We start from the raw sequence: 13,815 nt of genomic DNA, 5'->3' as shown, positions 1-13,815 counted from the left end.
AGCCCGGCCCTCACCGCGGCCGCAGGCGGCGCAACTGTACTGAGCCGCCCGCGCGCACCTGTATATGGCGCCCGCGCCGCGCTTGCCGCATGATGCGGCAGCATTCGCACCGGCACCCACTTCGATACAGGACCCGACCTTGCAGCACGCCACCGCCCACCGTCACTCGACCCTGATCGCCGTACTGGCCCTGACCGGCTCGATGGCCTCGCTGTGCATCGGCACCTCGTTTGCCAAGAGCCTGTTCTCGGCGCTGGGCGCGCAGGGCACCACGGCGCTGCGGGTGAGCTTTTCCGCGCTGATCCTGCTGTGCGTCTGGCGACCGTGGCGCATGCCGCTGACTCGCGCCAACGCGCGCGCGATCGCGTTGTACGGCGCGGCGCTGGGCGCCACCAACCTGCTGTTCTACATGTCGCTGCGGACCATTCCGCTGGGCCTGGCGATCGCGATCGAGTTCACCGGGCCGCTGGCGGTGGCGGTGCTGTCGTCGCGGCGCGCAATCGATTTCCTGTGGATTGCCTTTGCCGTGACCGGGCTGCTGCTGTTGCTGCCGGTGGGCGATGCCGCCGGCACGCTGGATCCGGTCGGCATCGGTTATGCGCTGGCCGCGGGCGTGGGCTGGGCGCTGTATATCGTGTTCGGGCAGATGGCGGGCAACGCCCACGGCGGGCAGGCGACCTCGCTGGGGCTGACCATGGCGGCGCTGGTGGTGCTGCCGTTCGGCCTGGCGCACGCGGGCACCGCCATGTTCAGTCCGACGCTGCTGCTATTCGGGCTGGCGGTCGGCATCCTGTCGAGCGCGATTCCCTATTCGCTCGAGATGGTCGCGCTCAAGCGCCTGCACCGGCGCACCTTCGGCATCCTGCTGAGCATGGAGCCGGCCATGGGCGCGCTCGCCGGGCTGGTGTTCCTGCATGAGCAGCTGAGCACGGTGCAGTGGCTGGCGATCGCCAGCATCATCACGGCCTCGGTCGGCTGCACCATCACCGCGCGCGGCAAGCGCGCAGCCTGAGGCCAAAGGCTTGCGGCAGCTCAGCGCGCGCTGAACCAGTCCGCCGGCAACCGTTGCGCGCTGCGCGCCGGCTGGGCCAGCGCCAGCGAAACTTCATGCAGGAAGCTGTCCTGCGGATTGCGGCGGCTGGCAAAGCCCAGCCCTTGCAGGATCGCCAGCATGCGCCGGTTCTCGCTGAGCACGTCTCCGCGCAGGCCGTGCAGTCCGGCCGCGCGCGCCAGCTCGCACAGCCTGGCGATCAGGCGCCGGCCCAGACCCTGCCCCTGCCAGGCGTCGGCCACCACCACCGCGAATTCGGCAATCTGGCCGGACACGACATATTCGGCGCTGGCGACGATGGCCTGGCTGCCGTCTTCACCGGGCGCGACCACCACCAGCGCCACGCCACCGTCCCCGGGCGCGGCCAGGCCGGCGACGATTTCGTCCACCACGCGCCCGCCGGTCAGGAAGCGGAAGTAGCGGCTCTCCCGCGACAGCGCATCCACCATTGCGCGCAGCGCCGCGCCGTCCTGCACCCGGGTGCGGCGCAGCATTACCTGCGTGCCCCGTCCCGCGGTCCAGCTTTCCGTCACGCCGCCGCGCATCAAGGCCTGGTTATCCATGCTGCCACCTCTAGCTTCACAATTTGTAGCCAGAGTATAGGAGATAACCTGACTTTTGCAAATGAAGTCAGCATGCTATGCTTCACGGCATCATGACCACTACTGCGTCCGATCTCCGCCATTGCTCGATCGCCTCCACGCTGTCGCTGATCGGCGAAAAGTGGACGATCCTGATCCTGCGCGACGTTTTCCACGGCGTGACGCGCTTCGACGACTTCCTGCGCCGGCTGGAATGCTCGCCGGCGGTGCTGTCGGCGCGGCTCAAGACGCTGACCGATGCCGGCCTGCTGCACAAGGTCGGCTACCGCGAGCCAGGCGAACGCGAGCGCTTCGAGTACCGGCCCACCCGCGCCGCGGTCGAGCTGCTGCCGGTGCTGGTCGGCCTGATGCAATGGGGCGACTGCCACATGGCGCCCGACGGCGGCCCGGTCGAGATCCGCTCGCGCGCGAATGGCAAGCTGGTGCGCGCCGCACTGATCGACGAGGACGGTGCCGAGGTGTCGCCGCGTGACATGCAGATCATCCCGGTGCGAAAGCCCGCCGGCAGCTGACACCACGGCCTTCCGTGCCGCCGGTGCCGCACCGCACCAGCGCAGTCCACCGCACTGCACCATGAGCGTGCCGCGCGCCCCCAACCCGCCCCACCACAGCGCATGCCCCCCGCTTGCGCTCCCGTCGCCCCGCCTTTAACCACCATTGCCCGTCACATAACGGGCTGGCACACCCCTTGCGTAATCGGGTCCGGGCCCGTCAACGGCGACCGGCCCGCCCCCACATACACAGCCCCTATCCCATGTAGCGGCTGTCAGGACAACGGCGTCCCCTGAACCGGCTTCACGCCGGTTTGCGGGACGCCATTTGTTTTTGGAGCAAGTGACGATGACCGGCAAAGCCACCCGCATCGAGCTGCTGAGCTTGAGCACTCCGCAGATGCGCGCCTTCCACCTGACCTGGATGGCGTTCTTCGTGTGTTTCTTCGCGTGGTTTGCCTGCGCGCCGCTGATGCCGCTACTCAAGGGCGAGTTCGGGTTGAGCGCCGGCCAGATCGCCAACATCAATATCGCCGCGGTGGCGGTGACGATCCTGGTGCGCCTGGTGATCGGCCCGATGTGCGATCGCTTCGGCCCGCGCAAGACCTATACCGGGCTGCTGGCGCTGGGCGCGCTGCCGGTGCTGGGCGTGGCGCTGGCGCAGAACTACGAAACCTTCCTGGTGTTCCGGCTGCTGATCGGCGCGGTCGGCGCCAGCTTCGTGATCACGCAGTACCACACCTCGGTGATGTTCGCACCCAACGTGGTCGGCACCGCCAACGCGACCTCGGCCGGCTGGGGCAATGCCGGCGGCGGCGCCGCGCAGGCGCTGATGCCGCTGGTGCTGGCCGCGGTGCTGATGATGGGCGCGGACCACGCCTTCGGCTGGCGCATCGCGCTGCTGGTGCCGGGCGTGCTGATGCTGGTGATGGCGGTGGTCTATTACCGCTTCACCCAGGACTGCCCGGAAGGCAACTACTCGGACCTGCGCGCGCGCGGCATCGAGATCAGCGGCAAGGACGGCGGCAAGGGTGGCGGTGGCTGGGCCAGCTTCCGCGCCGCCAGCGCCAACTACCGCGTGTGGCTGCTGTTCATCACCTACGGTGCCTGCTTCGGCGTCGAGATCTTCATTCACAACATCGCCGCGATGTACTACGTCGACCGCTTCGGCCTGAGCCTGAAGGCCGCCGGCATGGCCGCCGCGAGCTTTGGCTTGCTGGCGCTGTTCGCCCGCGCGCTGGGCGGCTGGTTGTCGGACAAGGCGGCGCGCCGGCGCGGCCTGGATGCACGCGCCACGCTGCTGTTCGCGCTGATCCTGGGCGAAGGCCTGGGCCTGCTGTGGTTCGCGCAGGCCGGCAACGTGGCCATGGCGGTGGTGGCGATGCTGCTGTTCGGCCTGTTCACCCACATGGCCTGCGGCGCCACCTACGCGCTGGTGCCCTTCATCGACCGCAAGGCGCTGGGCGGCGTGGCCGGGATCATCGGCGCGGGCGGCAACGTCGGCGCGGTGGCCGCGGGCTTCCTGCTCAAGGGCCTGGGCAACGTGCAGCAGACCCTGACGGTGCTGGGCGTGCTGGCCACCATTGCCGCGCTGTGCGCCATCGCCATCCGCTTCAGCGCCGAGCACAAGGCGCGCGAGCAGGCGCTGTACGACAGCGCGCTGGCCAGCTGAATTCCATTCGCCCCACAGCACGACAAGCATCACAAGCAGCAAAGACTGACTACCGGACAAGGAAAGCATCATGAAACTGATCATCGTCGGCCACGGCATGGTAGGTCACAAGTTCCTGGAATCGCTGGCGGAAGCCGGTGCGGAAAACCTGGAAGTGACCGTGCTGTGCGAAGAACCGCGTCCCGCCTACGATCGCGTGCACCTGTCCGAGTTCTTCGCCGGCAAGTCGGCCGAAGACCTGTCGCTGGTGCCGGCGGGCTTCTTCGAGCAGCACGACAACATGCTGCTGCGCCTGAACGCGCGCGCCATCGAGATCGACCGCGCCGCGCGCACGGTCAAGGTCTCGACCGGCGAAACCCTGTCCTATGACAAGCTGGTCCTCGCCACCGGCTCCTATCCGTTCGTGCCGCCGGTGCCGGGCAAGGAGCGCAAGGACTGCTTTGTCTATCGCACCATCGAAGACCTCGAGGCGATGCAGGAATGCGGCACGCGCTCTAAGAGCGGCGTGGTGGTCGGCGGCGGCCTGCTCGGGCTGGAATGCGCCAAGGCGCTGCGCGACATGGGCCTCGACACGCACGTGGTCGAGTTCGCGCCGCGGCTGATGGCGGTGCAGGTGGACGAAGGCGGCGGCCGCATGCTGCGCCAAAAGATCGCGGGCCTGGGCGTGACCGCGCATACCGGCAAGAACACCGTCGAGATCGTCGACGGCGAGGACGGCACCCATCGCATGGTGTTCGCCGACGGCACCCATCTCGACACCGACATGATCGTGTTCTCGGCCGGCATCCGCCCGCGCGACGAACTGGCGCGCGCCTGCGGCCTCGAGGTCGGGGCGCGCGGCGGCATCGCGGTCGACAACCACTGCCGCACCTCCGACCCGGACATCTACGCGATCGGCGAATGCGCGCTGTGGGACGGCAAGATCTACGGCCTGGTGGCCCCCGGCTACGACATGGCGCGCGTGGCCGCGCGCCATCTGCGCGGCGAGGCGGCCGAGTTCGGCGGCGCCGACATGAGCACCAAGCTCAAGCTGATGGGCGTGGACGTCGCCAGCATCGGCGACCCGCACGGCACCGTGCCGGGCGCGCGCATCTACCAGTTCAGCGACGACCGCAAGGAGGTCTACAAGAAGCTGGTGGTGTCCGACTGCGGCAAGTACCTGCTGGGTGGCGTGCTGATCGGCGATGCCAGCGAGTACGGCACGCTGCTGCAGATGATGCTGAACAGGATCGAGCTGCCCGAGTCGCCCGAATTCCTGATCCTCCCGGACAGCAGCGGCAAGGCCAAGCCGGCGCTGGGTGCCGACGCGCTGCCCGACACCGCGCAGATCTGCTCGTGCAACAACGTCTCGAAGGGCGAGATCTGCGCGGCCGTCTGCGACGGCTCGACCAGCATCGGCGCGCTCAAGAGCTGCACCAAGGCCGGCACCGCCTGCGGCGGCTGCGTGCCGCTGGTGACGCAGATCATGAAGGCCGAGATGAAGAAGCAAGGGATGGCAGTCAACAACCACCTTTGCGAGCACTTTCCGTTCTCGCGCCAGGAGCTCTACCACCTGGTGCGCGTAGGCAAGTTCAAGACCTTCGACGCGCTGCTGGAAGCGCACGGCAGCGGCATGGGTTGCGACATCTGCAAGCCCACCGTGGGCAGCATCCTGGCCTCGTGCTGGAACGAGTTCGTGCTGAAGGAAGAGCACGCCAGCCTGCAGGACTCGAACGACTACTACCTGGCCAACATCCAGAAGGACGGCACCTACTCGGTGGTGCCGCGCATGCCGGGTGGCGAGGTCACGCCAGAAGGCCTGATCGCGGTGGGCCAGGTCGCGAAGAAGTACGGTCTCTACACCAAGATCACCGGCGGCCAGCGCGTAGACCTGTTCGGTGCGCGTGCCGAGGAACTGCCCTATATCTGGGAAGAACTGATCGCGGCGGGCTTTGAATCGGGGCATGCCTACGGCAAGGCGCTGCGCACGGTGAAGTCGTGCGTGGGCTCGACCTGGTGCCGCTATGGCGTGGGCGATTCGGTCGGCCTCGCGATCGAACTGGAAAACCGCTACAAGGGCCTACGCGCGCCGCACAAGATCAAGTTCGGCGTGTCCGGCTGCACCCGCGAATGCGCCGAGGCGCAGGGCAAGGACGTCGGCGTGATCGCCACCGACAAGGGCTGGAACCTGTACGTCTGCGGCAACGGCGGCATGAAGCCGCGCCATGCCGAACTGCTGGCGAGCGACCTCGACCACGACACGCTGGTGCGCTACATCGACCGCTTCCTGATGTTCTACGTGCGCACCGCCGACCGCCTCCAGCGCACCAGCGTCTGGCGCGACAACCTCGAAGGCGGCCTGGACTACCTCAAGGCCGTGGTGCTCGACGACAAGCTGGGCATCGCCGCCGAGCTGGAAGCCGAGATGCAGCACGTGGTCGACACCTATGAAGACGAGTGGAAGAAGGCCGTGACCGATCCCGAGACGCGCAAGCGCTTCCGCCACTTCGTCAACAGCGACCGCCGCGACGACAACCTGATCTTCATCGAGGAGCGCGGCCAGATCCGTCCGGCCACGCCGGAGGAACGGAACTTGCAACGCTCCCGGCTGAGCCACATTCCCGTGGTGTCCATGCCCGCGAAAGCCGCCTGACCGTGCCCGCAAACAAGGAGAACGTGATGAGCCATCCCCACCATCCCGAAACCTGGACCGCCGTCTGCACCGTACGCGATATCGTGCCCAATACTGGTGTGTGCGCGCTGGTCGACGACCGCCAGGTCGCGGTCTTCCGCATCGGCCGCGGCGACGAGGTCTACGCCATCGACAACTTCGATCCCAACGCGCAGGCCGCGGTGCTGTCGCGCGGGCTGGTCGGCAACCTCGGCGAACGGCTGGTGGTGGCCTCGCCGATCTACAAGCACCACTTCGACCTGCGCACCGGCGAATGCCTCGAGGCGCCCGAGCAGTCGGTCAACGCGTACGCCGCGCGCGTCTATGACGGCAAGGTGTGGATCGCCGCCGGCGTGGAAGTGCGGGAGGCCGAGGAAGAACTCGCCGCCTGACTCTGCCTTCCTGCCCCCGATCGATGCTGCCCCTGCCCACCTGCCCTGCCAACGGAGATGCCGGCATGACGCCTTCCGCCAACCCCCAAGCCCGGCCGCGCCTGGTCGTCGTCGGCAACGGCATGGCCGGCATGCGCACCGTCGAGGAACTGCTGCGCCTGGCGCCGGACCTGTACGACATCACGGTGTTCGGCGCCGAGCCGCACGGCAACTACAACCGCATCCTGCTGTCGCCCGTGCTGGCCGGCGAGAAGACGGTGGCGGACATCATGCTGAACACGCGCGAGTGGTACGAAGAGAACGGCATCGAGCTGCTCGCCGGCGATCCCGTGGTCTCGATCGACCGGCCGCGCCGCGTGGTGCGTTCCGCCTCGGGACGCGAGGTGCGCTATGACCGCCTGCTGCTGGCCACCGGCTCGAAGCCGTTCATCATTCCGGTGCCGGGCCACCAGCTCGACGGCGTGATCGCGTTCCGCGACATCCAGGACGTCGAGACCATGCTGCAGGCCGCGCGCAACCATCGCCACGCGGTGGTGATCGGCGGTGGCCTGCTGGGGCTGGAGGCGGCCAACGGCCTGCTGCGCCAGGGCATGGACGTGACCGTGGTGCACCTGGCCGACTGCCTGATGGAGCGCCAGCTCGACAAGCCCGCCGCCACGCTGCTCAAGGGCGCGCTGGAACGCAAGGGCCTGCGCTTCCTGCTGAGCGCGCACACCGCCGAGATCCTCGGCAGCGAACGCGTCACCGGCGTGCGCTTCAAGGACGGCAGCGAGATCCCCGCCGACCTGGTGGTGATGACCGCCGGCGTGCGCCCCAATATCGAACTGGCCGCCGGCGCCGGCCTGCACTGCGAGCGCGCCATCGTCGTCGACGACACGCTGCAGACCTACGACCCGCGCATCTACGCCGTGGGCGAGTGCGTGCAGCATCGCCAGGCCACCTTCGGGCTGGTCGCGCCGATCTGGGACCAGGCGCGCGTGTGCGCCGCGCACCTGGCCGGTGCCGGCCATCGCCGCTACGTGCAGCAGGCCACCGCCACCAAGCTGAAAGTCACGGGCGTCGACCTGTACTCCGCCGGCGACTTCATCGGCGGCGAAGGCAGCGAAGACCTGGTGCTGCGCGACGCACGCCGCGGCGTCTACAAGCGCCTGGTGCTGCAGGACGGGCGCCTGGTCGGCGCGGTGCTGTACGGCGACGTGCAGGACGGTGCCTGGTATTTCGAGCTGATCCAGCAACGCACACCGGTGGCGGCGCTGCGCCAGCGCCTGCTGTTCGGCAAGGCGCAGTGCGAAGCGCTGGCTGCCTAGCGTCACCCAAGCATATAACGCCCCGCACGGAGAACGCGTGAACCTGTCCGACATCCCGGTTGTATCCGCAACCCTGACCACTACCACCGCCACCACGTGCCCGTACTGCGGCGTCGGCTGCGGCGTGCGTGCCTCGGTGCGCGCCGACGGCCAGGTCGAGATCGCGGGCGACGCGCAGCATCCGTCCAACCAGGGCCGGCTCTGCGTCAAAGGCTCGGCGCTGGGCGAAACGGTCGACCTGGAAGGCCGCCTGCTCCATCCCAAGCTGCGCGACGCCGACGGCCAGTTGCGGCAGGTATCGTGGGACCACGCGCTCGACACCGTGGCACAGGGCTTCACCGACATCATCCGCCGCCATGGACCGGATTCGGTCGCGCTCTACGTCTCGGGCCAGTTGCTGACCGAAGACTACTACGTTGCCAACAAGCTGATGAAGGGCTTTATCGGCAGCGCCAATATCGACACCAACTCGCGCCTGTGCATGTCGTCGGCCGTCGCCGGCCACAAGCGCGCCTTCGGCGAAGACCTGGTGCCGGGCAACTACGAAGACCTGGAACTGGCTGACCTGGTGGTGCTGGTGGGCTCCAACACCGCGTGGTGCCACCCGATCCTGTTTCAGCGCCTGTCCCGGGCCAAGGAAGCGCGCCCCGAGATGAAGATCGTAGCGATCGACCCGCGCCGCACCGCCACCTGCGAACTCGCCGACCTGCACCTGGCGATCCGGCCGGGCACCGACGTGTGGCTGTTCAACGGGCTGCTGAGTTACCTGGCGCGTGAAGGACATGCCAACACCGCCTTCGTCGCCGCCAGCACCGCGGGGCTGGATGAGGCCCTGCAGGCCGCTGACGCCGCCTGCGCCGATCCGGCTGCCGTGGCCCGCGCCTGCAAGCTGAACCTGCAGGACGTGCTGGACTTCTACGCATTGTTCGCGCAGACCGGAAAGACCGTGACGGCCTTCTCGCAGGGCGTCAACCAATCGTCGGCCGGCACCGACAAGGTCAACAGCATCATCAACTGCCACCTGCTCACCGGCCGTATCGGCCAGCCGGGCATGGGCCCGTTCTCGTTGACCGGCCAGCCCAACGCGATGGGCGGGCGCGAGGTCGGCGGCCTGGCCAACATGCTGGCCGCCCACATGGAACTGGCCAACCCGCTGCATCGCGAGGTCGTGCAGGACTTCTGGCAATCGCCCGCGATCGCCGACCGCCCTGGCCTCAAGGCAGTGGAGCTGTTCGAGGCCATCGAGGCCGGCCGCGTCAAGGCGGTCTGGGTGATCGCCACCAACCCGGTGGTGAGCCTGCCCGACGCCGACCAGGTGCGCCGCGCGCTGGCCACGTGCGAACTGGTGGTCAGCAGCGACATCATCGAACGCACCGACACCAACGCCGCCGCGCATGTGCTGCTGCCCGCGCTGGGCTGGGGCGAGAAGGACGGCACCGTGACCAACTCGGAGCGGCGCATTTCGCGCCAGCGCGCCTTCCTTCCGGCGCCGGGCGAAGCGCGCGCCGACTGGGACATCCTGTGCGAAGTGGCACGCCGCATGGGCTTCAGCGGCTTCGACTTTGCCGGCCCGCATCAGATCTTCGACGAACACGCGCGCCTCAGTGCATGGCGCAACGACGACGCGCCGCGCGCGTTCGATATCGGCGGACTGGCCGGCCTGGACCCGGTGCGCTATGACGCGCTGGAACCGGTGCAGTGGCCCGTGCCGGCGCAGGGCGCGCAAGATGCGCGGCGCTTGTTCGGCGATGGCCGCTACGCGCACGCCGATGGCCGCGCCCGCTTTGTCGCCACGCCGCCGCGCGCGCCGGCCCATGCGCCCGACGACGACTTCCCGCTGATCCTGAACACCGGCCGCGTGCGCGACCAGTGGCACACCATGACGCGCACCGGCAAGTCGGCCAAGCTGGCCGACCACCTGCCCGAGCCCTTTGTCGACATGCACCCGCAGGACGCGCTACTGTGCGGCGTGGGCGAGGGCAAGCTCGCGCGCGTCAGCACGCGCTGGGGCGCGATGGTCGCGCGCGTGCGCCACGGCGGCGGCATTCCGCGCGGCAGCGTGTTCGTGCCGATCCACTGGAACGGGCAGTTCAGCTCCGATGCGCGCGTCGGCGCGCTGGTCAATCCGGTGGTCGATCCCGTTTCCGGCGAGCCCGAGTTCAAGCACACGCCGGTGCGGGTCGAGCCGTTCGGCGTGCACTGGCATGGCTTCATGCTGAGCCGCCGCGCGCTGCCGGCCGAAGCGCTGACCTACTGGACGCGCGTGCAGGGCCGCCAGTTCCAGCGCTATGAATTCGCCGGCCGCGACACCGTCTCCGACCGCACCGCCTGGGCCCGCGCGCTGCTCGGCGTGACCGATCCGGACGCGGACTGGCTGGAATACGAGGACCGCGCCGCCGGCGTGTACCACGCGGGCCACGTCGTCGACGACCGGCTCGAGGCCTGCGTCTATGTGTCGACGCGCCCCGAGCTGCCGTCGCGCGCCTGGCTTGCCGGCCTGTTCGGTCGCGAGCGGCTGGAAGACGCCGACCGCATCGGGCTGCTGCTCGGACAGCCGATGGAGAAAGGCGCCGACACCGGCCCGACGGTGTGCTCCTGCTTCGGCGTCGGGCGCAACACCATCTGCGATGCCGTGCGCAAGCACGACCTGAAGACGCCCGCCGAGATCACAGCCTGCGTCAAAGCCGGCGGCAACTGCGGCTCGTGCGTGCCGGAGCTGAAAAAACTGCTGGTGGAGGTGCGCGTGGCCGAAGTGGCCTGATCTTTCGCCAGGCTGATCTTTCACCATGCATTAGGCATCCTTCACGAGAACCAGATTGCTGTCGCCGCGGCTTGCCGCCATGCTAGCCGCGCAACCCTGACAAGCCGCCCCGGACCCATGGCGCGGCACCTATCTGGAGACAGCGATGAAGGATGCGAAGTATCGGCTCGCCGGGCCGCGATGGCTGGCGGGCATGTTGGTAACGGCTTCCGCGATGGCAGGCGCCTCGGGCTCGGCAGCGGCCGACGCCTATCCGGCCAAGCCGATCACCCTGGTCGTGCCCTACTCCGCCGGCGGCCCGACCGATGTCGTCGCGCGCACGCTGGCGCAAGCGATGTCGCAAGACCTTGGCCAGAGCATCGTGGTGGAAAACCGCACCGGTGCCGGCGGCACCGTGGCGGCCGCCTTCGTCGCGCGCGCGCAGGCCGACGGCTATACGCTGCTGATCCACCATAACGGCATGGCGACGGCGCCGGCGCTGTACAAGAAGCTGTCGTATGCGCCGCTGAAGGACTTTGACTACGTCGGCCAGGTAGCGGACGTGCCGATGACGCTGATGGGCCGCAAGGACCTGCCGGCGAAGTCGGTGCCGGAACTGATTCAGTACGTGACGCAGAACAAGGACAAGGTGTCGCTGGCCAATGCCGGCCTGGGCGCCGTGTCCCAGCTGTGCGGGCTGCTGTTCGAACAATCGGTGCACGTCAAGCTGAACGCCATTCCCTACCAGGGCGCGGGTCCCGCGCTTACCGCGCTGCTGGGCGGCCAGGTCGACCTGCTGTGCGACCAGACCACGGCCACGCTGCCCCATATCCAGGCCGATCGCGTGCGCCTGTTCGGCGTTACCACGCCGGCACGGATCAAGGCGCTGCCGCAGGCCCCGACTCTGCAGGAAGGCGGGCTGAAAGGCTTTGACGTCAAGGTATGGCACGGCATCTACGCGCCCAGGGGCACACCGCCGGCCGCCGTCGAACGCCTGACCAGGGCGTTGCAGAAAGGGCTGAAGGACCCGGCCGTGATCAGGAAGCTGGACGGGCTAGGCGCGGAAATCGTTCCGGTCGACAAGCAGACGCCGGACGGGCTGCGGACGCTGCTGAAGGCGGAAAGCGACAAGTGGCAGCCGCTGCTGAAGTCGATGAAGGTGGAGGCCGACTAAGCCCACGCTCCTTTCCCGGCAATACGTTAGAATCTTCCATCTTGCGGGCGGACCTTCCTGGTCCGCCCATCTCGCCTGACTGGTGCCCCCGCGCACCGCTTCTGTCTGCGCCCGACTCCGCGGCGCGGCTCAATTCCCTGATTTAGCTGGTTTTAGCCATCGATGCCGTCGCATTGCCGTCTCGACGCGCGCTTCGGCTCTACGTCATCCCACCGGGAGTTTCCGCATGCCATCGCCGTTCCTTCTGCCAGTCCTGGCCCTTGCCGTCTGCATGGTCGGGGCCGCGGAGTTTATGCTCGCACCGATGCTGGCCCCGCTCGCCTCGGCCTTCAACACGTCTCCGGCGCATGCGTCGGGACTGGTTTCGGCCTACGCCTTGTCCTACGCCGCGGCCGCGCCGTTGATGGGCTGGCTCTCGGATCGCGCCGGACGCCGCAAGGTGCTGCTCGCTGCCATGCTGCTGTTCGCTGTGGATAGCCTTGCGCTGACGCTAGTGCCAACACTGCAGGCCGCCATGGCCCTGCGCATTCTGGGCGGCCTGGCAGCGGCCGCGACGATTCCGACTGTCTTCGCCCTGATCGCCGATCGGATTCCACCTGCGAAACAAGCCGGCGCCATGGGTGGCGTCATGCTTGGCATGACCGCCGGGATCGCAGCTGGGCCCGCCGCGGCTGGTTTGCTGGCGGAGGCCTGGGGATGGCGCGCGCCGTTTCTGTTGATCGCCGGAAGCTGCCTTGCGGCCTTCGGATTAGGCTGGTGGGTGATTCCGCGCGATCTGCCACGCGCCCGCAAGACCAAGGAGTCGTCCATCGAGAAGGCAAGCGCCGGCATCTTCCGCCTTCTGCTTGCAAAAGGTGCATGGAATGGCAGCGCAGTGGCGGGCTACGTCTTTGCGGGAGAAGCGCTGCGGATGCGATATGGGCTCGAGGTGGGAGCCGTCGGCATTGCAGTTTCAGTATTCGGTCTGGGGCTGGGAATCGGCAATACGCTGGCAGGACATTGCCGGCGTTACCTGCGCGAAGAAGACACCCTCGTTCTCGCTACCGTGGTGGTCGCCTGCGCCATGACATTATTCCTGACGGCCGCGATCGGGCTGCCGGTAGCGCTGGGATGCTTGCTGGCGTGGGGAGCGGCGCTGGGTATCGCGGCACCTGCCAGCACCGCCATCCTCGCGCAGCGGGCCGGTGCAAACAAGGGAAAGGTGTTGGCGGCGTCGGAAAGCGTCAATAACGTGGCCGTGCTGATGCTGTTGCCGGTCGCTGCAAGCGCGTCGGCAACATACGGTGTCACGCCTGCCTCGGCATTGCTGGGCGGAATCTGCCTGGCGGGCGCCATCCTCAGTGCCACGGTTCGGCGTCGGGAAGTCTAGCAAGGAAGCGCGAGCGCGGCCTAATTCGCCGCGCCAAAGACAAAACCCCTCGCAGCACACGCTGTCGAGGGGTTTTGCAGTATAAGAGCCTGGCGATGACCTACTTTCACACGGGAATCCGCACTATCATCGGCGCGGAGCTGTTTCACGGTCCTGTTCGGGATGGGAAGGGGTGGTTCCAGCTCGCTATGGTCACCAGGCATGAGGGGTTGTGGCGCTGTCGGGTTGGGACAGCGTCACGAATCGGGATGTAGTTGGGGTTGTGCGTATCTGGCACAGACACGATCACACACACCAGGTGAAACACACTGGTTATAGGATCAAGCCTTACGGGCAATTAGTACTGGTTAGCTTAACGCATTACTGC

The 13,815-nt window shown here is 67.9% G+C and carries 10 protein-coding genes and 1 rRNA gene; 9 read left to right on the top strand and 2 right to left on the bottom strand.

The window, feature by feature from the left end:
• Positions 1–202 precede the first annotated feature (202 nt).
• Positions 203–1,012, top strand: coding sequence for an EamA family transporter (locus C7416_RS23065; protein WP_240988336.1), 810 nt, complete (start codon positions 203–205; stop codon positions 1,010–1,012).
• Positions 1,013–1,032: 20 nt separating this feature from the next.
• On the opposite strand, the gene C7416_RS23060 is transcribed toward C7416_RS23065, so the two are convergent.
• On the bottom strand, positions 1,033–1,614 hold the full coding sequence (locus tag C7416_RS23060) for a GNAT family N-acetyltransferase (RefSeq protein ID WP_111521086.1): 582 nt from the start codon (positions 1,612–1,614) through the stop codon (positions 1,033–1,035).
• 77 nt (positions 1,615–1,691) lie between these two features.
• Here C7416_RS23060 and C7416_RS23055 point away from each other — a divergent pair, with 77 nt between their 5' ends.
• The 8 genes from C7416_RS23055 (at position 1,692) to C7416_RS23020 (ending at position 13,448) form a co-directional block, all read left to right on the top strand.
• Positions 1,692–2,165 carry a winged helix-turn-helix transcriptional regulator gene (locus C7416_RS23055; RefSeq protein ID WP_111521085.1) on the top strand — a complete coding sequence of 158 codons (474 nt, stop codon included), beginning with the start codon at positions 1,692–1,694 and terminating at the stop codon, positions 2,163–2,165.
• A 328-nt stretch (positions 2,166–2,493) separates the two neighbouring features.
• Positions 2,494–3,816: an MFS transporter gene (locus C7416_RS23050; protein ID WP_111521084.1), complete on the top strand. Its 1,323-nt coding sequence runs from the start codon at positions 2,494–2,496 to the stop codon at positions 3,814–3,816.
• A gap of 70 nt (positions 3,817–3,886) precedes the next feature.
• Entirely contained in the window at positions 3,887–6,448 is a 2,562-nt protein-coding gene (nirB, locus tag C7416_RS23045) for a nitrite reductase large subunit NirB (protein ID WP_111521083.1), read from the top strand.
• 26 nt (positions 6,449–6,474) lie between these two features.
• Entirely contained in the window at positions 6,475–6,858 is a 384-nt protein-coding gene (gene nirD, locus C7416_RS23040) for a nitrite reductase small subunit NirD (RefSeq protein ID WP_012355456.1), read from the top strand.
• A 65-nt stretch (positions 6,859–6,923) separates the two neighbouring features.
• On the top strand, positions 6,924–8,165 hold the full coding sequence (locus C7416_RS23035) for an NAD(P)/FAD-dependent oxidoreductase (RefSeq protein WP_111521082.1): 1,242 nt from the start codon (positions 6,924–6,926) through the stop codon (positions 8,163–8,165).
• Between the two features lie 37 nt (positions 8,166–8,202).
• Positions 8,203–10,926: a nitrate reductase gene (locus C7416_RS23030; protein WP_111521081.1), complete on the top strand. Its 2,724-nt coding sequence runs from the start codon at positions 8,203–8,205 to the stop codon at positions 10,924–10,926.
• A 145-nt stretch (positions 10,927–11,071) separates the two neighbouring features.
• The gene (locus tag C7416_RS23025) at positions 11,072–12,079 is read left to right on the top strand and encodes a tripartite tricarboxylate transporter substrate-binding protein (protein WP_111521080.1); all 1,008 of its coding nucleotides are present in this window, start codon (positions 11,072–11,074) and stop codon (positions 12,077–12,079) included.
• Positions 12,080–12,305: 226 nt separating this feature from the next.
• Positions 12,306–13,448, top strand: a complete 1,143-nt coding sequence (locus C7416_RS23020; RefSeq protein ID WP_111521079.1) for an MFS transporter — start codon at positions 12,306–12,308, stop codon at positions 13,446–13,448.
• Between the two features lie 87 nt (positions 13,449–13,535).
• Here the strand turns inward: C7416_RS23020 and rrf are convergent.
• Positions 13,536–13,648, bottom strand: a 5S ribosomal RNA gene (gene rrf, locus C7416_RS23015).
• Between the last annotated feature and the right edge of the window lie 167 nt (positions 13,649–13,815).

The organism is Cupriavidus phytorum, from assembly GCF_003254285.1.
In the GTDB taxonomy this organism is placed as follows: Bacteria; Pseudomonadota; Gammaproteobacteria; order Burkholderiales; family Burkholderiaceae; genus Cupriavidus; species Cupriavidus phytorum.
The sequence above is the reverse complement of the archived record's forward strand: the minus strand, read 5'-3'. Positions and strand labels throughout refer to the sequence as shown.